This is a genomic window from Meridianimarinicoccus aquatilis, from assembly GCF_004358675.1.
Lineage (GTDB): Bacteria > Pseudomonadota > Alphaproteobacteria > Rhodobacterales > Rhodobacteraceae > Meridianimarinicoccus > Meridianimarinicoccus aquatilis.
The window spans coordinates 68772-92904 of record NZ_SMZO01000012.1; the positions used below are offsets into that span (position 1 = coordinate 68772).

20 protein-coding genes and 1 pseudogene are annotated in these 24133 nt (G+C 58.5%); 6 read left to right on the forward strand and 15 right to left on the reverse strand.

The genetic code is table 11. The features are described 5' to 3' along the window. Positions 1–54 precede the first annotated feature (54 nt). Positions 55–672, reverse strand: a complete 618-nt coding sequence (locus E2L05_RS07385; RefSeq protein ID WP_133342282.1) for an SOUL family heme-binding protein — start codon at positions 670–672, stop codon at positions 55–57. A 25-nt stretch (positions 673–697) separates the two neighbouring features. Further along, the gene (locus E2L05_RS20720; protein ID WP_165971707.1) at positions 698–946 is read right to left on the reverse strand and encodes a hypothetical protein; all 249 of its coding nucleotides are present in this window, start codon (positions 944–946) and stop codon (positions 698–700) included. Positions 947–970: 24 nt separating this feature from the next. Between E2L05_RS20720 and leuC the strand changes: the two are divergent. The 4 genes and pseudogenes from leuC to carB all read left to right on the forward strand — a co-directional run bounded on the left by leuC (position 971) and on the right by carB (position 7547). After that, positions 971–2387: pseudogene (gene leuC / locus E2L05_RS07395) on the forward strand (3-isopropylmalate dehydratase large subunit). A gap of 28 nt (positions 2388–2415) precedes the next feature. Beyond that, positions 2416–2943, forward strand: coding sequence for an HdeD family acid-resistance protein (locus E2L05_RS07400; protein ID WP_133342284.1), 528 nt, complete (start codon positions 2416–2418; stop codon positions 2941–2943). A 239-nt stretch (positions 2944–3182) separates the two neighbouring features. After that, the gene (locus E2L05_RS07405) at positions 3183–3920 is read left to right on the forward strand and encodes a VWA domain-containing protein (RefSeq protein ID WP_133342285.1); all 738 of its coding nucleotides are present in this window, start codon (positions 3183–3185) and stop codon (positions 3918–3920) included. 387 nt (positions 3921–4307) lie between these two features. Next, entirely contained in the window at positions 4308–7547 is a 3240-nt protein-coding gene (carB, locus tag E2L05_RS07410) for a carbamoyl-phosphate synthase large subunit (RefSeq protein WP_133342286.1), read from the forward strand. 362 nt (positions 7548–7909) lie between these two features. Here the strand turns inward: carB and E2L05_RS07415 are convergent, their stop codons facing one another. The 7 genes from E2L05_RS07415 to E2L05_RS07445 all read right to left on the reverse strand — a co-directional run bounded on the left by E2L05_RS07415 (position 7910) and on the right by E2L05_RS07445 (position 14245). Further along, complete coding sequence (locus E2L05_RS07415) at positions 7910–8821, reverse strand: restriction endonuclease (protein ID WP_165971708.1); 912 nt, start codon at positions 8819–8821, stop codon at positions 7910–7912. 34 nt (positions 8822–8855) lie between these two features. Further along, positions 8856–10784, reverse strand: coding sequence for a 1-deoxy-D-xylulose-5-phosphate synthase (gene dxs / locus E2L05_RS07420; protein ID WP_133342288.1), 1929 nt, complete (start codon positions 10782–10784; stop codon positions 8856–8858). A gap of 47 nt (positions 10785–10831) precedes the next feature. Further along, the gene (locus E2L05_RS07425) at positions 10832–11698 is read right to left on the reverse strand and encodes a polyprenyl synthetase family protein (protein WP_133342289.1); all 867 of its coding nucleotides are present in this window, start codon (positions 11696–11698) and stop codon (positions 10832–10834) included. Continuing rightward, positions 11698–11940, reverse strand: a complete 243-nt coding sequence (locus tag E2L05_RS07430; RefSeq protein ID WP_133342290.1) for an exodeoxyribonuclease VII small subunit — start codon at positions 11938–11940, stop codon at positions 11698–11700. The genes E2L05_RS07425 and E2L05_RS07430 overlap by 1 nt, the downstream gene beginning before the upstream one ends. Then, complete coding sequence (locus E2L05_RS07435; protein WP_133342291.1) at positions 11937–12893, reverse strand: histone deacetylase family protein; 957 nt, start codon at positions 12891–12893, stop codon at positions 11937–11939. Before E2L05_RS07435 ends, E2L05_RS07430 begins: the two co-directional genes overlap by 4 nt. 157 nt (positions 12894–13050) lie before the next feature. Next, positions 13051–13755 carry a response regulator gene (locus E2L05_RS07440; RefSeq protein ID WP_133342292.1) on the reverse strand — a complete coding sequence of 235 codons (705 nt, stop codon included), beginning with the start codon at positions 13753–13755 and terminating at the stop codon, positions 13051–13053. Positions 13756–13759: 4 nt separating this feature from the next. Beyond that, positions 13760–14245 carry a MarR family winged helix-turn-helix transcriptional regulator gene (locus tag E2L05_RS07445; RefSeq protein WP_133342293.1) on the reverse strand — a complete coding sequence of 162 codons (486 nt, stop codon included), beginning with the start codon at positions 14243–14245 and terminating at the stop codon, positions 13760–13762. A gap of 176 nt (positions 14246–14421) precedes the next feature. Between E2L05_RS07445 and E2L05_RS07450 the strand changes: the two genes are divergently transcribed. Next, a complete protein-coding gene (locus E2L05_RS07450; RefSeq protein ID WP_133342294.1) occupies positions 14422–15291 on the forward strand; it encodes a branched-chain amino acid aminotransferase in 870 nt (289 codons plus the stop codon). Between the two features lie 7 nt (positions 15292–15298). Continuing rightward, a complete protein-coding gene (rlmJ, locus tag E2L05_RS07455; RefSeq protein WP_133342295.1) occupies positions 15299–16078 on the forward strand; it encodes a 23S rRNA (adenine(2030)-N(6))-methyltransferase RlmJ in 780 nt (259 codons plus the stop codon). A gap of 21 nt (positions 16079–16099) precedes the next feature. Here the strand turns inward: rlmJ and E2L05_RS07460 are convergent, their stop codons facing one another. The 6 genes from E2L05_RS07460 to E2L05_RS07485 all read right to left on the reverse strand — a co-directional run bounded on the left by E2L05_RS07460 (position 16100) and on the right by E2L05_RS07485 (position 24131). Further along, a complete protein-coding gene (locus tag E2L05_RS07460) occupies positions 16100–16288 on the reverse strand; it encodes a hypothetical protein (protein ID WP_133342296.1) in 189 nt (62 codons plus the stop codon). A 78-nt stretch (positions 16289–16366) separates the two neighbouring features. Then, on the reverse strand, positions 16367–17431 hold the full coding sequence (queG, locus tag E2L05_RS07465; RefSeq protein ID WP_279512629.1) for a tRNA epoxyqueuosine(34) reductase QueG: 1065 nt from the start codon (positions 17429–17431) through the stop codon (positions 16367–16369). 65 nt (positions 17432–17496) lie between these two features. Then, the gene (gene fzlA, locus E2L05_RS07470) at positions 17497–18162 is read right to left on the reverse strand and encodes an FtsZ-binding protein FzlA (RefSeq protein ID WP_133342297.1); all 666 of its coding nucleotides are present in this window, start codon (positions 18160–18162) and stop codon (positions 17497–17499) included. 67 nt (positions 18163–18229) lie between these two features. After that, positions 18230–18949: a monofunctional biosynthetic peptidoglycan transglycosylase gene (gene mtgA, locus E2L05_RS07475; protein WP_133342298.1), complete on the reverse strand. Its 720-nt coding sequence runs from the start codon at positions 18947–18949 to the stop codon at positions 18230–18232. 206 nt (positions 18950–19155) lie between these two features. Continuing rightward, positions 19156–23694 carry a glutamate synthase large subunit gene (gltB, locus tag E2L05_RS07480; RefSeq protein ID WP_133342299.1) on the reverse strand — a complete coding sequence of 1513 codons (4539 nt, stop codon included), beginning with the start codon at positions 23692–23694 and terminating at the stop codon, positions 19156–19158. Further along, positions 23691–24131: a GFA family protein gene (locus E2L05_RS07485; protein WP_243721901.1), complete on the reverse strand. Its 441-nt coding sequence runs from the start codon at positions 24129–24131 to the stop codon at positions 23691–23693. The genes gltB and E2L05_RS07485 overlap by 4 nt, the downstream gene beginning before the upstream one ends. Positions 24132–24133 lie beyond the last annotated feature (2 nt).

Consider the following 24133-nt stretch of genomic DNA (forward strand, 5'->3'; position numbering starts at 1 on the left):
ATACTTCAATATAACACCCGGTCGGTCATTTCTCAATCCACCGACGAAACACACTTACCGTACAACAAATGCCACTTCGTTGCGGCGATGAAACGGCAGTGTGAAAGGGTCGTCGTAGAAATAATAGGTCGGCCCGCCGTCCAGCGACAGCTCCTCGGCTTGCGCCCAGGACTGAAGCGCGTCGGCCTTGGATGTCAGGCTGCGATTGCTCCAAAACCCGGAAAAGCGGATCACCGCCTGCTTCTGTGTTTCGACCTTCGTAAAACGTATGTCGCTGTTATCGGGGTTTGGCAAAGTCGCGACATCGTATTGCGACGGCATTGTGAACCGCACTTTCCAGTTTTGCGCGCCTGTTCCATCCACCTGCATCGGAACTTGTGCCACGGGCGCCGTCATCGACACCTTTTGGGATTGATCGTTTCCACCAAAGATGTACCCCGCCAATGTACGGAACCCTTTGGAGACAGCGCCCCGGCGACTTCCCTCGACTTCCACTTCAGCCACCACATGCGGCGCGTATTGGCGCACCTCAATGGCCCCATCACGGTGCAGGATTTCGTATGGCGGGGTTTCGTACCCTTTGTACAAACGAGCCTCCGATGCGGCGGCGACGCCGGCAACAAGCAAAAGCGCCGCCAGTCCAAGATGAGTGGCATGTGTCACTTTGGTCATGTCCAGCTGCCCTTATGCTGCGTGATTACGATTTATCTACGGCAAGGCGACTGGCGTGGATCACTTTTACCTTTCCGGGCAGGGTCCGCGATAGCGCAACGCTTGATTGCGGCGCGGCAAGCAGGTAAGTGCCCTGCCATGACACCCGTGTTCGACATTGGTGACCGGGCCCGCCTTCCATGGCGGTTTCACGGTCAAACCCGGACCGCGACCGCCCGCCTATGACGGCTGCGGCGCCAGTTCCGTGCGTCCGCAAGCCTGTTAGCCAGCTCATTCACATCACCGGGAGAGGACCATCATGACCGCCCCGAAGACGCTCTACGATAAAATTTGGGATGCGCATCTGGCGCACGAAGCCGAAGACGGCACCAGCCTTTTGTATATCGACCGGCATCTGGTTCACGAAGTGACCAGCCCGCAGGCCTTTGAAGGTTTGCGCATGACCGGCCGCACCGTACGCGCGCCGGAAAAAACGATCGCCGTGCCGGACCATAACGTGCCGACGACCGAAGATCGCGTGAACGGGATCACCAATGCCGAAAGCCGCATTCAGGTGGAAGCCCTGGACACGAATGCCAAGGACTTTGGCATCCACTACTACCCGGTGTCCGACATCCGTCAGGGAATCGTGCACATTGTCGGCCCGGAGCAAGGCTGGACCCTGCCGGGCATGACTGTGGTTTGTGGCGACAGCCACACATGGTGCGTTCGGTGCGTTGGCTCACGGGATTGGGACATCTGAAGTGGAACACGTTCTGGCAACCCAGACGTTGATACAAAAGAAGTCCAAGAACATGAAAGTCGAGATCACCGGCAAGCTGCGCCCCGGCGTGACCGCCAAGGACATCACCCTGTCGGTGATTGGTCACACAGGCACTGCCGGCGGCACCGGTTATGTTATCGAATATTGCGGTGAAGCGATCCGTGATCTGTCCATGGAAGGCCGCATGACGGTCTGTAACATGGCCATTGAAGGCGGCGCGCGTGCTGGTCTGATCGCCCCTGACGAAAAGACTTATGCCTATGTCAAAGGCCGACCCCATGCCCCCAAAGGCGAGGATTGGGATACCGCGATGGCATGGTGGGCGACATTGTTCAGCGATGATGATGCCCATTGGGATAAAGTTGTTACGCTGAAGGGCGAAGATATCGCCCCCGTTGTAACATGGGGCACATCGCCCGAAGACGTGCTGCCGATCACCGCGACCGTCCCCAACCCCGAGGACTTTACCGGCGGCAAAGTCGACGCGGTTCGCCGGTCCCTCGACTACATGGGGCTCAAGCCGGGCACGCCCCTTTCTGAGGTGGAAATTGACACCGTGTTCATCGGATCGTGCACCAACGGCCGGATTGAAGATTTGCGGGCGGCTGCCGCGATCCTCAAAGGCAAAAAGATCAAGCCAGGCCTGCGCGGCATGGTTGTGCCGGGGTCGGGCCTTGTGCGGGCTCAGGCCGAAGAAGAGGGTCTTGCCGACATCTTCCGCGATGCAGGCTTTGAATGGCGCCTTGCGGGCTGTTCCATGTGCCTTGCCATGAATCCCGACCAGCTTGCGCCGGGCGAACGGTGTGCAGCCACATCGAACCGCAACTTCGAAGGTCGCCAAGGTCGCGGTGGACGGACACATCTGCTCAGCCCGGCAATGGCCGCTGCAGCAGCCATCACTGGGCGTTTGACGGACGTTCGGGAGTTGACGCGCGAAAACGAACCGGCCTGAGTGCGGCCCGCAGAAAAGGACGCCTGATATGGCAATTTGGACCAAATGGCTGTTACTCGGCATAGCGTCTGTGGTTTTTGGACTGCTCGCTCTTGGCAATGCGGTTGCCGCGTCGATCGCTGTTACTTTGGTGACGGGTCTGTTTTTGACAATCGCGGGCGGGGTGCAAATCTTCTTCGCGGTTGGCACACAGGGCGGTCACAAGATATGGGCGCTCGTGCTCGGCATCGTCACGCTGCTGCTGGGGTTGTCTTTCATGATCAACCCTCTGGAAGGTACCATTTCGCTGGCAACCCTTGTCACTGTGCTTTTGTTCGCAGGGGGTTTGCTTCGGTTGGTACTGGCTTGGTCAATGAAGCAAACGCAGTATTTCTGGCCAATGCTAATATCAGGCGCGATGTCCGTTCTGTTGGCTGGATACATCCTTGCAAACTTCGCCGCCGCATCCCTGTCACTGCTGGGGATACTGCTTGGGGTCGAGTTGCTGTTCAACGGTTCCGGGCTGATCGTTTTGGCGCTGTTTGTGAAATCGCGCGAAGGCGACTCGCGCGGCTGAATCTAAAGCGCTTTGAAACAAGCCAGCTAATTGGAATAGGCTGAGCAAAAATAACCTATAGTTGTATTAAAAGGGGGCCAATTAGGCCTCCTTTTTATGTTTTACACGGCCCAGTTGAAGATCCTGAAAGAAATTCATCTTATGCGATAGTATTAACTGATTTTTAGGAATTTTATTGATCGAGAACGAACTTTCGTATCACATTCATAAATAACAATGTTGTTATTTATGGAGGCACTATGTTCAAGAAAACCCTTATCGCGGCTACAGTTGCTGCATGCACTTCGTTTGTTGGCTTCGGCGCTTCGGCTGCCACAAAAGATGTCGATCTTCTTTTTGTCATCGACAGCAGTGGGTCCATGGGCGCTGAGTTCACGACCCTCGCCAACAACATCGAGAGCTTTTTCAACCTTCTTACATCCGATTCGCGCACCGGTTCGGTTGCTGGTGGTCTGGTGAGCTTTCTGGGCACCCCAACACTCCAGCAGGCGATCACAACTGATGTGAACGCACTGAAAACAGCAATCAATAGCGTGCCTGTTAGTGGTGGTACAGAAAATGGTCTAGACGCACTTGAAGCAGGCCTGCCCGGTGGATCGCTGTTTTCCGACATTGCATGGCGCAACAACACGGTGAAATCGTTCATTCTGATCACCGACGAAGACGATGATGGCGCAGAAAACTACGCCGCAGTGGGTGCAGCCATCAACGGTGCTGGCTACCTTAACAATATCATCGTAAGCGGCGGCGGCTCCGAATATGGCCCATCGGCCGTTCCATCCGGTGGGGTTTTCAGTCTTACCGATTTCACATCGAATCCGACAACGTTCTTCACCGCTTTCGCGGCGGCAAAACTGGGTGAAATCGAAGACACTGACACGACCCCCGGCGCCGTTCCGCTGCCAGCAAGCGTTCCGCTTCTCTTGACCGGTGTCGGCTTGATCAGCGCACTGCGTCTGCGTCGCAAAGAAACCTGATCTGAGCAAAATTAAGATGATCAGGGGGCGACTTCGGTCGTCCCCTTTTTTGTACCGCCATGAAGTTTGACCGGAAATTCAGTTGCCAACTGTCGCTCGATCGTTTCCATGCGTTTGCGACCAATGGCCATCGCTGCCGGATTGGAAAAAGCACGCTTCACCCACCAAGTGACGGCGCGGGACTTAGCCCGCCACTCTGAGAGAGTTCTGGCAGGATTGCGGCCTTGCGCCGCCAAAACAGAGGCCCCATACGGCATCGTGGATGGGTGTCAATCGCCACGACACTCCCCTTCGTTTACGTCTGGTCGACCACATTCCCTTGCATGGCCCGACCGCTTGACTATAAGCCACAACGATTTGCCCGCTCCCGAGTCAGAAAGTGACGCCATGCCCAAACGTACCGACCTCTCCTCCATCATGATTATCGGCGCGGGACCCATCATCATCGGGCAGGCCTGCGAATTCGACTATTCGGGCGCACAAGCCTGTAAGGCGCTACGCGAAGAAGGCTATCGCGTCATTCTTGTAAACTCCAATCCAGCGACGATCATGACAGATCCGGGCCTGGCCGACGCGACGTATATCGAACCGATCACGCCTGAAGTCGTTGCCAAGATCATCGAAAAGGAACGGCCCGACGCGTTGTTGCCGACGATGGGCGGACAAACCGGCCTGAACACAGCTTTGAGTCTTGCGGACATGGGCATTCTCGAAAAATTCAACGTCGAGCTGATTGGCGCGAACCGCGAAGCCATCGAAATGGCCGAAGATCGGAAGCTGTTCCGTGAGGCGATGGACCGGATCGGGCTTGAAAACCCTGTCGCTACGATTGCCACCGACATGGATCAATGTATGGCGGCCCTTGAAACAGTGGGGCTTCCGGCGATCATCCGCCCGGCCTTCACGCTGGGCGGCACCGGCGGCGGCGTGGCGTATAACCGCGAAGATTATGAATACTTCTGCCGGACCGGCCTTGATGCGTCGCCCGTGGGTCAGATCCTGATCGACGAGTCGCTGCTTGGCTGGAAAGAATTCGAGATGGAAGTTGTGCGCGACAAGGCGGACAATTGCATCATCGTTTGTTCCATCGAAAACGTCGACCCAATGGGCGTGCATACTGGCGACAGCATCACGGTAGCCCCGGCGCTGACGCTGACGGACAAAGAATACCAGATCATGCGCAACGGCTCCATCGCTGTGTTGCGCGAAATCGGCGTCGAGACCGGAGGATCAAACGTTCAGTGGGCGATCAATCCGGAAAACGGCCGTATGGTTGTGATCGAGATGAACCCGCGCGTGTCGCGGTCTTCGGCTCTGGCCTCCAAGGCCACTGGCTTCCCCATCGCGAAAATCGCTGCCAAGCTGGCCGTGGGGTACACACTGGATGAACTGGACAACGACATCACAGGCGTGACGCCTGCCAGCTTTGAGCCGACAATCGATTACGTTGTCACCAAGATCCCGCGTTTTGCTTTTGAAAAATTCCCCGGCGCCACGGCTGAACTTTCCACGGCCATGAAGTCTGTGGGCGAAGCGATGGCCGTTGGCCGCACGTTCCACGAGAGCATGCAAAAAGCGCTGGCTTCGATGGAAACCGGCCTGACCGGCTTTGACGACATTGAAATTCCGGGCGCAGAAGACGATGCAACGCGCCACGCAGCCGTCATCAAGGCAATCAGTCAACAAACCCCGGACCGCATCCGCCTTATCGCCCAAGCCATGCGCCATGGCCTGAGTAACGAAGAGATTCAGGGGGCCACAGCGTTTGATCCATGGTTCCTTGACCGTATCCGCGAAATCATCGATGCCGAGGCGCAAATCCGAAGAGACGGCCTGCCACTGGACGCAACCGGGCTGAGACAGCTTAAGATGCTGGGCTTCACTGACGCGCGACTTGGGCACCTGACGGGCCGCGACGAAGACCAGGTCCGCCGCGCGCGCCACAATCTTGGCGTAAACGCTGTTTTCAAGCGGATCGATACCTGCGCCGCCGAATTCGAAGCGCAAACTCCGTACATGTATTCCACATATGAAAGCCCCGTCATGGGCGATGTGGAGTGCGAAGCGCGCCCAAGCGACCGCAAGAAGGTCGTGATCCTTGGTGGTGGTCCCAACCGGATCGGTCAGGGGATCGAGTTTGATTACTGCTGCTGTCACGCCTGCTATGCGCTGACCGAAGCGGGCTATGAAACCATCATGGTCAACTGCAACCCGGAGACGGTCAGCACCGACTATGACACGTCAGATCGGCTGTATTTTGAACCGCTGACCTTTGAGCACGTGATGGAAATCCTGCGGGTGGAACAATCCAAAGGAACGTTGCACGGCGTGATCGTGCAATTCGGCGGCCAAACGCCGCTGAAATTGGCGCGCGCGCTTGAGGCCGCGAACATCCCGATCCTTGGCACGACACCGGACGCCATCGACCTTGCAGAAGACCGGGAACGTTTCCAGAGCCTTGTGAACAAGCTTGAGCTCAAGCAGCCCCACAACGCCATTGCCTCCACCGATGCGCAAGCCATGGCCGCCGCCGAAGAGATCGGCTACCCTCTGGTGATCCGACCCTCTTATGTTCTGGGTGGCCGAGCGATGGAAATTGTCCGCGACACCGCGCATCTGGAACGCTACATCGCTGAGGCGGTTGTTGTGTCCGGCTCATCGCCGGTTTTGCTCGATAGCTATCTGTCTGGCGCAGTCGAAGTCGATGTCGATGCGCTGTGCGACGGGGTCGATGTCCATGTGGCGGGGATCATGCAGCACATCGAAGAAGCTGGCGTGCATTCTGGCGACAGCGCCTGTTCGTTGCCGCCTTACTCGCTGCCTGCGGACATCATCGCCGGGATCGAGCAGCAGACACGCGCGCTTGCGCTCAGCCTTGGGGTTGTCGGGCTGATGAACGTACAATTCGCTGTCAAAGACGGCGATATATACCTCATCGAAGTCAACCCGCGCGCCTCGCGTACCGTGCCGTTCGTCGCAAAGGCCGTCGGGGCCCCGATTGCTGCAATCGCTGCCCGCTTGATGGCCGGAGAGAAGCTGACCAATTTCGACATTCCCGCAATGCCGACCGACCGTTTTGCAGTGAAGGAAGCGGTTCTTCCCTTTGCCCGTTTCCAAGGTGTCGATACCCTGCTTGGGCCGGAAATGCGCTCGACCGGCGAAGTCATGGGATCGGACGCAGATTTCCATCTCGCCTTTCTGAAAGCCCAGATGGGAGCCGGAACGGAATTGCCGACGTCTGGCACGGTGTTCCTGTCGATCAAACCGGAAGACAAGACCGCGCAACTTGTGGAAACGGCGCGCACGCTTCGTGAGATCGGGTTCAGCATTCTTGCCACTGAAGGCACTCGCGCCTTCCTTGCAGAACACGACGTCGAATCGACACGTGTGAACAAGGTCTACGAGGGACGCCCGAACATCGTTGATGTGATGAAAGATGGTAGCATCACATTGGTCATGAACACGACCGAAGGAGCGCAAGCGGTGGAAGACAGCCGGTCCATGCGCAATGTGGCGCTTATGGATCGCATTCCGTATTTTACAACGCTTGCTGCTTCGCACGCGGCCGCCCTTGCGATGAAGGCACGGGGTGAACGCGAAATCGGGGTCAAGAGCCTGCAAAGCTGAGAAGCCGTGCAAGAGCTTTCCAGCAGGGTCGAATGCCGCTAGGCTTTTCGGAACAATGAAAGGAAAAACGATGCGAGCAGTTCTGATCCTATCCCTTTTGGCAACGCTGTCGGCTTGTGGCGTGCCACTTGTCCCCGGCATCTGATGAAAAATGTCAGCATAACAGGTACGGCGCCTTAAGACGTCCGTTACAAACTACGGATAGACCTGACCCTGCCAAACATGTGGCGGGTGACGAGTGCGCGGGTTGCGGGGTCTGGCAGTGCCAGACCCTTGCGCGTATCGGGGGGCAGGTCAGGGCCTTTGATCCTGAATCCGAACGCACCACGACAGCAGCGGCGGTTCGATAGACTTTTTCGGGTTCACTCTGCGAAGTAATCTTCGTCCACCGAGCGGATCACATAGACTTGCCGCGCTCGCACGCCGACTTCATGCGCAATCATCAGCCGCGCAAGTCGGTCGCCGTTTATCAAAACGACACGCTGCTGCACTCTGTGCACATAATCCCGGGCTGGCTTAGAGAAGTCCGAAGTGGTCACAAAGACGCCTTTGGACGCGCCTTCCCCTGTCAACGACCCGATGAATGCCTGCAATGCTTCCCGCCCGATCTTGTTTTCCGGGGCGTAGCGTTTTGCCTGAATATAGACGGCATCAAGACCAAGCGCATCTTCGTCGATGATCCCGTCAATACCGCCATCACCCGATTGCGCCGTTTCGCGGTACATGGAGTCGGCGCCACCACCGTAACCCATGGCGCGGAGCAGATCGAGGATCAGGCGCTCAAAGCGGGTCGGAGAAAGACCAAGAACTTCTTGCAACAAAGCATCAGAAAGCTCGGCTTCTATGGTGCGGGCGGCAGTCGCGATGACCTCTTCAGGCGTCAGAGAGGTCTTATTGATCGAACTTTTTGACAGAGTGTCATTTACCGGAAGGCCCGTGTCCCCGTCGGCAGGCGCTTGAGACCGCTCTTTCCAAGTCTTAAAGCCGTCGAACTGCGTCAGGACCTCATTGTCGATCCGGTCGGGACATTGCTGCAAAAGCTCCCGCCCCCGTTGTGTGATGACGTGGAGGTTTCGCTTGGGCGACGTAAGAAGATCGGCCTTCGACAGATAGGTACGCGCCCAGTGGACACGGCTGGCGATGATCGTAACCCGGCCACTTGGAAGCAGTTCGGCGGCCTCTTCATCGGTTATTTCGAACTGGGATTGAACTGTTGGGAGCACTTCCGAAACGTTCCGCGCGCCATCAGCAAAGGCCTGCAAGACAGTGCGCATGAGCGATTCATAATCTGGAATTGCCACGCGTCCGCTATCCCCTCGCCGCGCCGAGGCGTTCCACGCCCAGCACATCCAGCACTTTGGCTTCGATATCTTCGGCGTTCATGCCTGCAACCGCGTACATGTCGGCGGGGCCAGCTTGGTCAATGAATATGTCCGGAAAGACCATGGAACGGTATTTCAGGCCCCGATCAAACACGCCTTCATCCGCCAAAAGTTGCGCGACGTGGCTGCCAAAACCGCCGATTGCGCCCTCTTCCACGGTGATCAGCGCTTCGTGATCGGCGGCAAGCTGCAAGATCAGGTCACGGTCCAGCGGCTTGGCAAAGCGCGCATCAGCCACAGTCGGGGTGATGCCCCGTGCCGCAAGCGACTCTGCCGCCTTTTCAACTTCGGACAAGCGCGCGCCGAACGACAGGATCGCAACGCCCTTACCCTGCCGGATCATCCGGCCCTTGCCAATTTCCAGTGGCACGCCGCGTTCCGGCATTTCGACGCCGACACCTTCGCCCCGCGGAAACCGGAAGGCGCTTGGCCCATCATCATAGGCCGCTGCGGTGGCCACCATGTGGGTCAGTTCAGCTTCGTCAGCCGCAGCCATGACGACAAACCCCGGCAGGTTCGCAAGAAACGCGATGTCGAACGCACCGGCATGGGTCGGGCCATCGGCCCCCACAAGACCAGCCCGGTCAATTGCAAACCGCACGGGCAGGCGTTGAATGGCAACATCGTGCACCACCTGATCATAGCCGCGCTGCAGGAAGGTGGAGTACATGGCGCAGAAAGGTTTCAGCCCACCCGCCGCCAAACCAGCGGCAAAGGTCACACCATGCTGCTCCGCAATGCCCACATCAAAGCAACGAGACGGATAGCGTTCGGCAAACAGGTTCAGGCCGGTGCCATCCGGCATGGCCGCAGTCACGGCCGCAATCCGGTCATCAGCGGCAGCTTCGGCCAGCAATGCATCAGCAAAAACGCGTGTATAACTAGGCGCGTTGGACGGTGCCTTTTTTTGCGCGCCTGTGACGACATCAAACTTGGCGGTCGCATGCCCCTTGTCGGCGCGGTCTTCGGCGGGAGCATACCCTTTGCCCTTACGGGTAATGGCGTGGATCAGGATTGGGCCTGTGGCCCTTTCCTTGACGGTGCGCAAAACCGGCAAGAGTTGGTCCATGTCATGCCCGTCGATCGGGCCAAGATAGGAAAAGCCCAACTCTTCGAACATCGTGCCGCCGACGGTCAGATGCTTGAGCATGTCCTTGGCCCGGCGCGCGCCTTCTTGAAACGGAGGCGGCAGAAGACTGACCGCACCTTTGGCGGCTGATTTGAACTCTTGGAACGGCGCACCGGCATAAAGCCGCGATAGGTACGAGGACAGCGCCCCAACCGGCGGCGCGATCGACATTTCATTGTCGTTCAGGATTACGATCAAACGGCGCTTCAGGTGACCAGCATTGTTCAGCGCCTCAAACGCCATGCCCGCTGACATGGCGCCATCGCCAATCACCGCGATTGCATCGCCAAGTCCCTCGGGCGGTGCGCCGCCCAAGTCCCGCGCCACAGAAAATCCAAGCGCCGCAGAAATTGACGTCGACGAATGCGCCGCGCCAAACGGATCGTAGGGCGACTCGGCTCGTTTGGTGAACCCGGACAGCCCGCCCTTTTGGCGCAGGGTGCGGATACGGTCACGGCGACCCGTCAGGATCTTGTGAGGGTAGCATTGGTGACCCACATCCCAGATCACCTTGTCGCGGGGGGTGTCGAACACGGCGTGCAAAGCGACGGTCAATTCGACCACGCCCAACCCCGCACCCAGGTGCCCGCCAGTGACGGAAACGGCACTGATCGTCTCAGCGCGCAGTTCGTCTGCAACCTGGCTCAGCTGTGCATCAGATAACCGCTTCATATCGGCGGGTGTGTTGATCTGGTCCAACAGGGGCGTATTGGGTCGGTCTGTCATCTCGGGCTCCTCCCCGGTTGGCGCCCGCCCATGCGGCACGGCACCCTTCAGTATTGGCGGGAGATAACGAAACGCGCCGCGTGCCGCAAGGTTTCCGCCTTGTTGCCAAAGGGGGCAAGCGCCTCGCAGGCCTCTTCGACCAAGTCGGCAGCGCGGCGGCGGGCAGGTTCAAGCCCGAGCAGGCTGACAAACGTTGCTTTCCCAGCCGCGTCATCTTTGCGAAGCCGCTTTCCGGCAGCGTCCGGATCTCCTTCAACATCAAGGATGTCGTCCGCAATTTGAAAGGCAAGCCCCAGCGCAGATGCATAAGCCGTCAGGGGCGCAAGATCAGCCCCCGCCATCCTTGCCCCTGCTTCGGCCGACCAACCGATCAGTGCGCCTGTCTTATTCGCCTGCAATTCGGTGATTTGGCCGAGGTTGAGCGGCGCCGCAGCCGTTTCTGCGGCGATGTCCTGCGCTTGCCCCAGAACCATCCCGGCCACACCCGAGGCCCGCGCCAGACTGGCCACAAGATCAAGACGCCGCTCGGGCAGCAAGCTTTGCGGCCGCGTAAGCAATTCAAAAGCCAGCGTTTGAAGGGCATCACCGACCAGAACTGCCGTTCCCTCATCCCAAGCCTTGTGAACCGTGGGTTGACCCCGACGCAGATCATCATCGTCCATGCAGGGCAAGTCGTCGTGCACAAGAGAGTAGGCATGAAGCGCTTCGATCGCCGTTGCGGGCCATATGGCAACCGATGCGTCGATCCCAAACAAGGCCGCGCTTTCAAGCACCAAGAATCCACGCAGCCGTTTGCCACCGCGTGTCGCGTACGCCATGCCGTCAACGACCGGAACAGGGGCTTGGCCAGACAGCACGTCGTCGAAACAAGCTTGAACTTCGGCAGCGGCTGCCGCCAACGCTGCGTCGAACATCACGTGGCGTCGGTCGAAACGGTGCCCTTGGGCTGGCCGGTTTCATCCAGCGTGATCGTCGCAACCTTTTCCTCGGCGGACTTCAGGCGCGCCTCGCAATGCGCCTTTAAAAGCGCCCCGCGTTCATAAAGCGAAATCGATTCGTCCAACGCGACTTCCCCCGCTTCCAAACGGCCAACCACAGTTTCCAATTCAGCCATCGCCGCTTCGAAAGTCATGTCTTCGACGGGTGTGTCACTCATCGTGCGCCTTCCCTTGCCAATTCGCCCCGCGACAGAAGTACGGCCACATGAGCCGATGCAGCCTCTGCCAGCGCGGTCAGGTCATACCCGCCTTCCAGCACCGATACCAGCCGCCCATGGCACATCTCTGCAGCCAAATCGCACAGCTGCTCGGTGATCCAAACGAAATCCTCAGTCTCCAGATCAAGCTGTGCCAAGGGGTCGGCACGATGCGCATCAAACCCTGCCGAAACAAGGATCAGTTCAGGCCGCGCCGCACGCAAAACCGGAGCGGCTTTAGCGAGAAAGATCTCGCGATAAGCCGACCCATCTGTTCCCGGCGCCAAGGGCAGATTGGTAATTTGCCCATGCGCACCCCGTTCTTCAACCCGTCCACTGCCGGGATAGAGTGGCGATTGATGCGTCGATACGAACGTTGCCCGCGCCTCATCCCAAAGCAAATCTTGCGTGCCATTGCCATGATGAACGTCGAAATCAACCACGGCCACGCGCGACAAACCATGTACTTCAAGGGCGTGCTTTGCCGCAATCGCCACCGTGCCGTAAAGGCAAAACCCCATGGCAGTGTCACGCTCTGCATGGTGGCCGGGCGGTCGCATGGCACAAAACGCATTCTGCGCGGCGCCGGACATTACGGAATCCACAGCGGCACACGCAGCTCCCGCGCCGCGACGCGCCGCCATTTCCGAACCGGCCATAACATGAGTGTCGGCATCAAGCTGAGTCCAGCCGGTTTCAGGAATTGCACGTGCAACGCGGGCCAGATACGTCGCCGGATGGCAACGCAATAACGCCTCATCCGTTGCCAGCGGTGCGTCCTGCCGCTCCAAGGCCACAAATTCAGACGCCCGCAATGCCTGCATCACGGCCGTGTACCGCGCCACCTGTTCGGGATGGCCCTCCGGCATCTCATGCGCGGCAGCATCGGGATGTGAAAAGAGGATCGTCGTCATCACCGAACTCTAAGCGGATCAGGGCTTCGCACGCAATCCAGAGAAACCGCTCATTACCCGAACAGGAGTATCGCGCTGCCACAGGGTGGGACCCGCATCCGCAAAGGCGGGTGTGGGGACATAAAAATGCCGCCGCAGGCGGCTCAATTTGGCAAGATCAGTCACCGACCAACATGTAACCGGCACCTCGCACAGTCTGAAGGTAGCGTGGCTGCTTTGGATCAGCTTCTATTTTGCGTCGCAACCGAGTGATTTGCACATCAACCGCACGCTCCTGCGCCTGCCCCCCGTCCCGTCCGATTTCCTCCACCAATTGCGCCCTGCTCAACGGCTCGCCTAGACGTGCTGAGAAAATTCGCATCAACTGATTTTCTGTCCCTGTCAGGCGAACGATGTCCGTACCGGACCACAATTCGCCCCGGTCAAGGTCATACCGCACCTCGCCAAGCATCAAGACAGATGCGTCACCGCTCACCGGTTCAGGCGGCGGCATTCGGCGCAGGATCGCATTGATCCTGAGAAGCAGTTCTTTCGGCTCGAACGGTTTCGGAAGATAATCATCCGCGCCAGCTTCCAACCCGGCGATCCTGTCGGCGGATTCGCTCTTGGCTGTCAGCAAAAGGATTGGTGTTGCCACTTCTTCGCGCAGGGATCGTGTCAGCTGAATTCCGTCTTCGCCCGGCATCATGACATCCAGCACAATCAGATCAAATTCCAGACCATCCAGCAGACGGCGGGCATGGGCCGCATCGCGCGCTGCGCTGACCCAGAAGCCATGCCGCTTCAGAAATTTCTGCAAAAGGCCACGAATGCGTTCATCATCGTCGACAATCAAAAGGTGCGTGTCTGGTAACCCGGTCATCGCTTCACTCCGCAAGCTGCGCATAGTGGCGACGGATGTCAGGGTCCATCATCGCCTCAAGAACTCTGCGGAACCCGTCCACCGCCTCTGCTCCAGCCATGCGATAAGCTTGCCGCATTCGGGTCTGCTGTGCGTCCGACAACTTTGATTCCAAAGACAGTCCCGTATCGGTCAGGTACAAGTGGCGTTCGCGCCGGTCCTTTTCCCCAACCCGCGCCTCAACCAAACCGTCTGCAACCAGGGTCCGCAGAACCCGATTCAACGACTGTTTCGTCACCCCGAGAATCGACAGAAGATTGTTCACCGTTGTACCTGGACTTCTATTAATAAAGTGCAGCGCCCGATGATGTGCGCGGCCATATTCATGCTCGTCCAGAATACGATCAGGATCAGACGTAAAGCCACGATATGCGAAGAACATGGCCTCTATGCCTTGCCGCAGTTGTTCGTCCGTCAGAAACAGCAGTTTTCCGCCGCTTTGTCCGTCCATCGGCCCGGCCCTCCCTGTCGTCGTTTTGTCCAATCAAACTCCGTACCAACTTACGTCAGCCTTATTGACTTTCCAAGACTCAACAGGTACGCATGCCCAGATTTTTGGCAATATATGGTCCGTTTCGGACATAATTTGCGCAACATTCGAAAACCGACAGGCAGAAGGGAAACGCAATGGCGGGTGGTTACGACGATCGCGACGGCAAAATCTGGCTCGACGGCAAAATGGTGCCGTGGCGCGATGCCAATGTGCACATTCTCACGCACGCCATGCACTATGCCTCTTCGGTATTCGAGGGCGAGCGTGCCTACGGCGGGACAATCTTTGAATCGCGCAAACACTCGGAACGGTTGCGCGCATCGGCCAACATGATCGATTTTGAAATCCCCTACACCGTCGATGAAATCGAAGCTGCGAAATACGATGTCATGAAGGCAAATGGGCTCACCGATGCCTATGTGCGCGCAATCGCATGGCGCGGCGCGGGCGAAGACATGGGTGTCGCATCTGCGCGCAACCCTGTGCGCATGGCCGTCGCTGCGTGGACCTGGGGCAATTACTACGGTGACGCCAAGACCAAGGGCGCGAAACTCGACATCTCGCAATGGCGCCGCCCAGCGCCGGATACCATCCCCTGTCATGCAAAGGCCGCCGGTCTGTACATGATCTGCACCATGTCCAAGCACGCTGCCGAAGCGAAGGGGTGCTCGGACGCGATGATGTTCGACTATCGCGGCTATGTGGCCGAAGCGACTGGCGCAAACATCTTCTTTGTGAAGGATGGCGAGGTGCACACCCCCAAGCCGGACTGCTTCCTCAACGGCATTACACGGCAAACCGTCGTTAATATGCTCAAGGAAAAAGGTATCACGGTACACGAGCGGTTCATCATGCCAGAAGAACTGGAAGGGTTTGAGCAGTGCTGGCTGACAGGCACCGCCGCCGAAGTGACCCCGGTCGGGCAAATCGGCGACTACACCTTCGAGGTGGGTGCGATGGCGCGCGACATTTCGGCGGCCTACGAAAAGCTGGTTCGAACCTAGTTCCAGCATGCTGTCTTACCAGCACGCCTATCACGCGGGAAACGCGGCCGATGTGCACAAGCACGCACTTCTGGCTGCGGCGCTCGACTATCTTGTGCGCAAGCCAAAGCAGCTCAGCTATATCGAAACCCATGCCGGACGGGCGATTTATGACCTGTCCGGCGCGGAATCCATTAAAACGGGCGAAGCGGCCGCCGGAATTGAACGCATGGAACGGTGGTTCGCGCCCGACCACCCGTATGCCCGCGCCCTGCAAGCCGCACGCGACGAAGCCGGTCCTAACGCGTATCCCGGCTCACCCTTGATCGCGTCAACACTGCTGCGCCAGGATGACATGATCACACTCGCCGAATTGCATCCCGGCGAGCGGGCTGCGTTGGAACAGGCCGTTCTTGGCGCATATGTTCGCGGCGAAGATGGCCCCACCATGGCGGTTGCGATGGTCCCTCCGACCCCGAGGCGCGGCTTGATGCTCATTGATCCGTCATACGAGATAAAGACTGAGTTTACCGCCATGCCGCGTTTGGTGGCCAAGATTCGCAAACGCTGGGGCGTCGGAGTCGTAATGCTGTGGTATCCGATCTTGGCGTCCGGCGCGCACGCCCCGCTTGTCGATGGCCTTCGCGATCTGGAAATTGACGGTGTGCTTCACAGCCAAGTCCATTTCCCGCCCGCAAAGCCCGGCCACGGCATGATCGGCAGTGGCCTTTATGTGGTGAATCCACCATGGGGATTGGAAGAAGCGGCGACAGAACTTGCCGCACGCTTCGAAAGCCTGGGGCGTTAAGGCCTCAAATCAGGCCCCGGTTTAGGCCATGTGACCCCGGTCGATCCGGGCAAATTCCCGCAACCTTGCGTCAACGGGGCGCGTCACGGGGCGTCGGTGCAGCGACATAGATTCGGCGCGCGGCATACGATTTTGCGCCATGTACGACATGGTCAACTTCATCCCCGATTTCACATGCTTACGAGGGTCGTCAAGAATGTGGCGTGTCACGATTTGTCCTCCTGTGTGGTCGGCTTGAGCGCTTAGTGTAGCACACTCGCGCCTTTTAGACGTGGGGACGTAACCGGGTCATGAAAACCCCTCGCCGTGAGAAAGCACTTGAACCGCCCAAGCCGCCGCATCAGCCACCGCCGGATCGGGATCACAGATCAGGGTGCGGGCCGCATCGGCCAAAGTGGGATCGCCGCTGTTTCCGATGGCGTAAAGGACATTTCTGACAAAACGATCCCGCCCAATCCGTTTGATCGGCGAGCCCGAGAATTTCGCACGAAAGGCTGCATCATCCAGCCCGACAAGGTCAGCCAAGGCCGGCGCGCGCAAATCGTCCCGTCCCGCATATCTTAACTCTCGCGCCTCTGCTGCGAACTTGTTCCATGGACAAGCGGCCAGACAATCGTCGCAACCGTAGATCCGGTTGCCCATCTTGCCGCGCAACTCTTCGTCCACGGCACCGCGATGTTCAATTGTCAGATAGGAAATGCAGCGCCTCGCGTCCAATTGGAACGGCGCGGGAAACGCGGCCGTCGGGCAAATATCAAGGCATGCCGTACAACTGCCGCAACGTTCTGTTTCGGGCGCGTCGGCGGGCAGGTCGATCGTCGTGAAAATGGCACCCAAAAAAAACCAGTTACCCAGATCACGGCCCAAAAGGTTGGTGTGCTTACCCTGCCAACCCAACCCAGAGGCTGCGGCTAAGGGCTTTTCCATCACGGGGGCTGTATCAACAAAGACCTTTATCGCGTGCCCTGTCGCTTCGGGTTGCTCAAGCAGCCAGCGCCCAACACGCTTCAGCCGCTTTTTTACAAGATCATGATAGTCGCGGTTCTGCGCATACACGCTGATCGCCGCCCTATCGCGGCGGGTCAGAACCTCAAGCGGATCATGATCCGGAGTGTAGGGTTCGGCAAGCATCACCACGGAGCGCGCCTCCGGCCAGAGGACAGCAGGGTCACTGCGCCAGGTCATGCGCTCTGCCATCCACGCCATTTGCCCGTGGCGACCATGCTCAACGAATGCGTCAAGCCTGGCAGGAAGTTCTGGCACGGCATCGGGGCGGCAGATGCCCATCTTGGCAAAGCCTTCGGCCTGCGCCTGCGCCTCCAGCGCTGCTTTCAATCCTTCCGTTGTTCGCACGGTGCCCCCTTTACAAGTGGCGAACTAGGCCCGCCTGAGGCACCGAACCAAATCGCCAGCCCCTTCTAGAAATCCAGATCGGCATAATGTGGCGGCGGCGGGAAGCCGGCGACCTGATCTGCCAACAGGCTTCGGAAGGCCGGGCGTGACTTGATCTTTGCATACCAATCCTTGACGCCGGCCTGCCTGTTCCAATCCACATCCGAACTGTAATCCAGAACCGAAAGATGCGCTGCAGCCGCAAAGTCGGCCATTGTCATGACATCCCCCGCCAACCACCGGCGATGATCCAAAAGCTCGGCCATGTAATCAAGGTGCACCTTGATCCGGACCACGCCCTCCTTCACCAAACGGCTATCAGGATAGCCCGACCCGGTCAGCTTTTTGGTAATCCGTTCGCCCAATACCTTGACCGTGACTTCGCTGTGAAATGTGTCGTCAAAATACGCCACGATGCGGCGCACTTCGTACCGTTCTCGCGGGTCCTCGGGCATCAGCGCAGGCGTGGGGTATACATCTTCAAGGTACTCGCAGATCGCCTGACTTTCTGACATGACAAGCCCGTCAATGCGCAGAACCGGCACTTTGCCGATGGGATTGCGGCGCAAGAAGTCCGGGGACTTCTCCCAATAACGTTCTTCCTGAAGGTCAGTGTCGATCCGCTTCTCCGACAGGGTCAGACGAACCTTGCGACAGAACGGGGAAAGCGGTGCGTGGTAAAGTACGGTCATGGTGACTTCCAGTTTGCGTGCGTCTGTCTTGCCGCGAAGTGCGTGCGGTTGCAACGGGGCGCAAACGTCACTTCGGCTGGAAACAGCTTGCACGCCCGTCTCGGCGGATGGTTTGCGCCCCATCAAGAATGGATGCCGCCCTGCGACGGGTAAATTCGCCCGGCTTGCTGGCCGACCTCTTTTTGGGGCTTGGGAGAATGGCCGCGAGTCGCGCCGCCTGAACGCCTGACAGATCGGCAGCAGACACGCCAAAATAGTGCTGTGCCGCCGCACTCACGCCGAATACGCCCGTATCGAACTCTGCCACGTTCAGGTACACCTCAAGGATACGGCGTTTGGTCCAGACCAGTTCAACAACCGGTGTCAGAAGACCCTCCAACGCCTTGCGCGGCCAGCTTCGGCCTTGCCACAGAAAGACGTTCTTGACGGTCTGTTGACTGATAGTCGAACCGCCCCTTTCCGCGCCGCCAGCGATTGCACTTCGCAGGGCGGTGATATCAAAGCCCCAGTGTTCGCAAAAATTGGCATCTTCGGCGGCGACGGCAGTGCGCTGCATGATCGGCGCGATACTGTCCATGGCGGCCCAGTCGTATGACAGCGTGTTGTGGCGAGCCCTCTCAGCCAGCATGTAAGGGGTCGTCGGAACGGGCAAAAAACTCATCGCCCCAATCCAAAGAGCCAAAAGGCCCAACGCCGCAAACAAAGCGCGCCGCAACCAAAGCGTCAGCTTGCGACGAACGGCGACAGGCGCAGCCTTCATAGATTTCTGGGTTTTTTGTCGTGCCATCCTGTCATCAAACATGCAGCAAAGGTCCGGTCAATTGCCAGCCTGCGGAACGGACGCCAAGCGGGAAAACTCTTTTCACGGGCAGTGGCCCACAAGACAGCACCGCAATGGCCAGAAACGCAATCAATCCTATCTCAGCCAAACACAGAAAACGCCGGGCGACTGAATCGCCCGGCGTGTTGATCTCTACTTGCGTCGATCGCAGATCACTCTGCCGGGACGCGCGCCTCTTCAATCTCAAGAGGATGCGGCAACTTGTTGAGCATCTCTTTTGGGCAAATCTGAAGGAAGTTGGCTTTCTCTTCATCCCAGTTTTGCAGAATGTCGGCTGCCCTGCGGCTTCCAGTTTCCGCCGCGTGACGCTCGATCAGGCCGCGCAACTGCGCCTCCCAATGGGCAACGGTCACGGGGCACGTCACCAGCGTTTCCATGTTCATCATATCCCAGACTTTGCCATCCGGATCATAGAGATACGCCATCCCACCAGTCATACCGGCGCCGAAGTTCGTCCCGATGGAGCCAAGGATCACAGCGACACCGCCGGTCATGTATTCGCACCCGTTGGAACCACAGCCTTCGATCACGACATGCGCGCCAGAGTTGCGAACCGCGAACCGTTCCCCCGCACGCCCTGCGGCAAACAAGAAGCCTTCGGTCGCGCCGTAAAGAACGGTGTTCCCGATGATCGTGTTGTCCGCAGCCTTGAGCGGGCTGACCTGCGGCGGGCGCACCACGACGGTGCCGCCCGATAGACCCTTACCAACATAGTCATTGGCGTCGCCAGACACCTCCAACTTGATCCCCGGCGCAAGGAACGCGCCCAGAGACTGGCCCGCACTGCCCGTCAGCTTTACGGTCAGGTGGTCTGATTGAAGGCTGTTGCGCATCCCGAACGCTTTGACCACATGGCTTGATGTCCGCGTGCCGATGGACCGCAGCGTGTTCTGCACCGCATAGGACAACTGCATCTTTTCGCCGTCTTGCAGGAAGCGCGCTGCATCCTTGACGATTTCCGCGTCCAATGTGTCTGGCACCGCGTTCCGCGCTTTGCTACGGTCATAGACCGCATTCTTGGCGCCATCGACGGTGATGAGCAGTGGGTTCAAGTCAAGGTCATCAAGATGCGAAGACCCACGGCTGACTTGGCTAAGCAAATCGGCACGCCCGATAATCTCGTCCAGGTTCCGCACACCCATACCGGCCATGATTTCGCGCACTTCCTGAGCATAGAAGGTGATCAGATTGACCACTTTGTCCGCTGTGCCGGTGAACTTGTCGCGCAGCGCTTCGTCTTGCGTACACACGCCAACAGGGCAGGTGTTGGACTGGCACTGGCGCACCATGATGCAGCCCATAGCGATCAGTGCCGCTGTGCCGATGCCATATTCTTCGGCTCCCATCATCGCGGCGATGACGATGTCGCGGCCAGTTCTCAGGCCGCCATCCGTCCGCAGCGTGACGCGGTCCCGCAGTTTGTTCATCGACAGAACTTGATGCGCTTCGGTCAAGCCCATTTCCCATGGAAGGCCAGCATATTTGATCGAGGTCGCAGGTGACGCCCCGGTTCCGCCATTGTGGCCCGAAATCAAGATCACGTCAGCCTTGGCCTTGGCCACGCCTGCGGCGATGGTGCCAACGCCTGATTGCGCGACCAGCTTCACGGTGACCTTGGCGCGCGGATTGATCTGCTTGAGGTCATAGATCAGCTGCGCAAGGTCTTCGATCGAATAGATATCGTGGTGCGGCGGCGGCGAGATCAGCATCACGCCGGGCGTCGAATGGCGCAGTTTTGCAATCAGCTCGGTCACTTTCATGCCGGGCAACTGGCCGCCTTCACCGGGTTTTGCGCCCTGCGCGACCTTGATCTCAAGTTCTTCGCATTGGTTCAGATACTCTGCAGTTACACCAAAACGACCAGACGCAACCTGTTTGATCTTCGCAGACGGGTTATCGCCATTGGGTTCTGGCACGAAGTGCTTCGGATCTTCGCCGCCTTCGCCACTGTCAGACTTCGCGCCAATCCGGTTCATGGCCACGTTCAACGTTTTGTGTGCTTCGGGGCTAAGGGCGCCAAGGCTCATACCGGGCGTAACGAACCGCTTACGAATCGAAGTGATGCTTTCCACCTCTTCCAGCGGAATCGCAGCGCCAAGCGGCTTGATGTCCAGCAAATCGCGCAGATGAATCGGCGGGGCCGACCGCATCTTGGCAGAATACTGCTTCCACATCTCAAACGACGCGCGGTCACAGGCCGCTTGCATCATGTGCATCGACTGGGCTTCCCAAGCGTGCGTCTCGCCAGAACGCCGCGCCTTGTAGAACCCGCCAATCGGCAGAACGTCTTTGCCGCCGGTCCACCCTTGGGCGTGCACATTTTCCAGTTTGCGTTGAATACCGGTTACACCGATGCCGCTGATACGGCTTGGCATGCCCGGGAAATACTCGGCACACATGGCACGGCTCAAGCCAACGGCTTCGAAATTCAGGCCGCCGCGATAAGAGCTGATGACCGAAATCCCCATCTTGGCCATGATCTTCAGAAGACCTTGGTCAATGGCAGACCGATACCGGGCCACAGCTTCGGACAAAGTGCAATCAAGCAAGCCGCGTTCGATGCGGTCTGCAAGACTGTCTTCGGCCAGATAGGCGTTCACAACTGTCGCGCCAGCACCGATCAGAACCGCAAAGTAATGCGGATCGATACATTCAGCCGACCGAACGCAGATCGATGTGAAGGTCCGCAAGCCCTGACGGGTCAACCAACTATGGACCGCGCTTGTCGCCAAGATCATGGGCATTGCGACCCGATCTTCGCCCTGACCTGCATCAGACAGGATCAAATGACCCGCGCCCGACCGCACGGCGTCTTCGGCTTCGTCTCGAATACGGCGCAAGCCGCGGCTGAGTGCATTGGCGCCATCACCAACGGCAAAGGTACAGTCGATTTCCACCACGGGCGCGTTGAAGTGGTTCTTCAACTCTTCGAACTGAGCGTTGCCCACAAAGGGGCTGTCCAACACGAGAATCTCGGTCTGACTGCTGTCTTCGTCCAGAACGTTCTTCAGGTTTCCGAAGCGCGTCTTGAGGCTCATCACGCGGAATTCGCGCAAACTGTCGATTGGCGGGTTGGTGACCTGGCTGAAATTCTGCCGGAAGAAATGGCTCAGCGGGCGATACTTCTCGGACAGAACCGCCGAAGGGGTGTCATCGCCCATCGACGCGATGGATTCCTTGCCGTCCTCGGCCATTGGCGCAAGGATGACCTCAAGATCTTCCATCGTGTAGCCAGCCGCAATCTGGCGTTTTCGCAACTCACCGCCGGTGTACCCAGCGACTTCCTCGGATTGCTCCAGCGCTTCGCTCAGATCATTGATCTTGCCGACCCAGTCACCGAAGGGCTGGCTCGCTGCCAGCTTGTCCTTGATTTCCACATCGTGGAACAGCTTGCCTTCCAGCGTATCGACCGCAATCATCTGGCCCGGCCCAAGCGCGCCTTTTTCAACGACATGTGCTTCGTTGACCGCGACCATCCCGGCTTCGGAACCGGCGATCAACAGGCCATCGCCGGTCACGACATAGCGCATGGGGCGCAGGCCGTTCCGGTCGAGCCCGCCACAAACCCAGCGGCCGTCGGTCATTGCAAGAGCAGCAGGGCCATCCCATGGCTCCATGACCGAGTTGCAATAGGAATACATATCACGCCATGCGGGCGGCAATTCGACCGCCTGCTTGGACCAAGATTCGGGGACAAGCATCGTTTTGGCCATCGGGGCGTTACGCCCGGCGCGCACCAGAACCTCGAACACCGAATCCAGTGCCGCGCTGTCAGAAGACCCGCCCGGCACAATGGGCTTGATGTCGCCGGCAAGATCGCCGAACGCACTGCTTGCCATGCGGATCTCGTGGGACTTCATCCAGTTGATGTTGCCCTTGAGCGTATTGATTTCGCCGTTATGGGCCAGCATCCGGAACGGCTGCGCCAACCACCACTGCGGGAAGGTGTTGGTGGAATACCGCTGGTGATAGATCGCAAAGGCGCTTTCAAACCGTTCGTCCATCAGGTCGGGATAGAACTCAGCAACCTGCTCAGCCAGCATCATGCCCTTGTAGATGATCGACCGGCAAGACAGCGAACAGATATACAAGCCGGCCACATTTGCTTGCGTTGCCGCCTTTTCGATGCGGCGGCGAATGACGTAAAGTTCGCGTTCGAACGTCTCTTCATCAACGCCTTTGTTGTTCGCGATGATGATCTGCTCGATCTCGGGCCGTGTGGCGTTGGCCTTTTCGCCAAGGCAGGAAATATCCACCGGCACATGCCGCCAGCCGTAGATATAATAGCCCATGCGCAGGACTTCGGCCTCGACGATGGTCCGGCAGGTTTCCTGTGCGCCGAAATTGGTGCGCGGCAGAAACACCTGGCCCACGGCCATCAACTGGTCCATCTTTGGTTCGTGCCCGGTGCGGCGGACCTGATCGTAAAAGAACTGAACGGGGATTTGCACGTGAATACCCGCACCATCGCCGGTCTTCCCGTCGGCATCCACGGCGCCGCGGTGCCAGATCGCCTTCAACGCGTTGATGCCCGACTCAACCACCTTGCGCGATGGCTTGCCGTCAATCGACACGACCAGCCCGACGCCGCAGGATGAATGTTCATCCTCGGTGCTGTACAAACCGGTTTCGGCGAGCAGCGCGCGTTGTGCTTCTTGGTCTGCCACCCAGGCTTCATCATACTTGGTCATGGAGTTTCCCCTTCGCCGAGGGAGGCGAACTGCGCCTCGGTTTGCTGTTTTGTCACTCGTGTGATGGCTCCGGCAAAGCTATAGCCGTCCGGCGCGCGATCACTGTAAATTTCCTTGGTCAGCCTAAAGCCGCCCGCATTGTCGAACAGACCCGCCGACACTGCATATGTTTCGTGCCCCGGAACTGTCAGCTTATACCAAAGCGTCGACCCGCAAGCATCGCACCAAGCCCGCTCTGCCCAATCCGACGATACAAACGACTTCACGGGACCGGACACATCCAGCCCTTCGGGCGCCACGTCGAATTCGACAAACGCCGAACCGCACCACCGACGGCACATGTCACACTGGCAGGCGTGCAATTCAGGCGCTTTTGGCAGCGCGGTCAATTTGACCGCCCCGCACATGCACTGCCCTGTTCGTTCTGCCGTGGCCATGT

Coding starts and splice junctions, on each gene's coding strand:
- E2L05_RS07485 (WP_243721901.1), bottom strand. CDS start 24,131: ATGGCCACGGCAGAACGAACAGGGCAGTGCATGTGCGGGGCGGTCAAA.
- E2L05_RS07440 (WP_133342292.1), bottom strand. CDS start 13,755: ATGACCGGGTTACCAGACACGCACCTTTTGATTGTCGACGATGATGAA.
- E2L05_RS07435 (WP_133342291.1), bottom strand. CDS start 12,893: ATGACGACGATCCTCTTTTCACATCCCGATGCTGCCGCGCATGAGATG.
- E2L05_RS07415 (WP_165971708.1), bottom strand. CDS start 8,821: ATGCGCACTGTCTTGCAGGCCTTTGCTGATGGCGCGCGGAACGTTTCG.
- E2L05_RS07450 (WP_133342294.1), top strand. CDS start 14,422: ATGGCGGGTGGTTACGACGATCGCGACGGCAAAATCTGGCTCGACGGC.
- carB (WP_133342286.1), top strand. CDS start 4,308: ATGCCCAAACGTACCGACCTCTCCTCCATCATGATTATCGGCGCGGGA.
- E2L05_RS20720 (WP_165971707.1), bottom strand. CDS start 946: ATGAGCTGGCTAACAGGCTTGCGGACGCACGGAACTGGCGCCGCAGCC.
- mtgA (WP_133342298.1), bottom strand. CDS start 18,949: ATGGCACGACAAAAAACCCAGAAATCTATGAAGGCTGCGCCTGTCGCC.
- E2L05_RS07445 (WP_133342293.1), bottom strand. CDS start 14,245: ATGGACGGACAAAGCGGCGGAAAACTGCTGTTTCTGACGGACGAACAA.
- rlmJ (WP_133342295.1), top strand. CDS start 15,299: ATGCTGTCTTACCAGCACGCCTATCACGCGGGAAACGCGGCCGATGTG.
- dxs (WP_133342288.1), bottom strand. CDS start 10,784: ATGACAGACCGACCCAATACGCCCCTGTTGGACCAGATCAACACACCC.
- E2L05_RS07385 (WP_133342282.1), bottom strand. CDS start 672: ATGACCAAAGTGACACATGCCACTCATCTTGGACTGGCGGCGCTTTTG.
- E2L05_RS07400 (WP_133342284.1), top strand. CDS start 2,416: ATGGCAATTTGGACCAAATGGCTGTTACTCGGCATAGCGTCTGTGGTT.
- E2L05_RS07425 (WP_133342289.1), bottom strand. CDS start 11,698: ATGTTCGACGCAGCGTTGGCGGCAGCCGCTGCCGAAGTTCAAGCTTGT.
- E2L05_RS07405 (WP_133342285.1), top strand. CDS start 3,183: ATGTTCAAGAAAACCCTTATCGCGGCTACAGTTGCTGCATGCACTTCG.
- fzlA (WP_133342297.1), bottom strand. CDS start 18,162: ATGACCGTACTTTACCACGCACCGCTTTCCCCGTTCTGTCGCAAGGTT.
- E2L05_RS07430 (WP_133342290.1), bottom strand. CDS start 11,940: ATGAGTGACACACCCGTCGAAGACATGACTTTCGAAGCGGCGATGGCT.
- gltB (WP_133342299.1), bottom strand. CDS start 23,694: ATGACCAAGTATGATGAAGCCTGGGTGGCAGACCAAGAAGCACAACGC.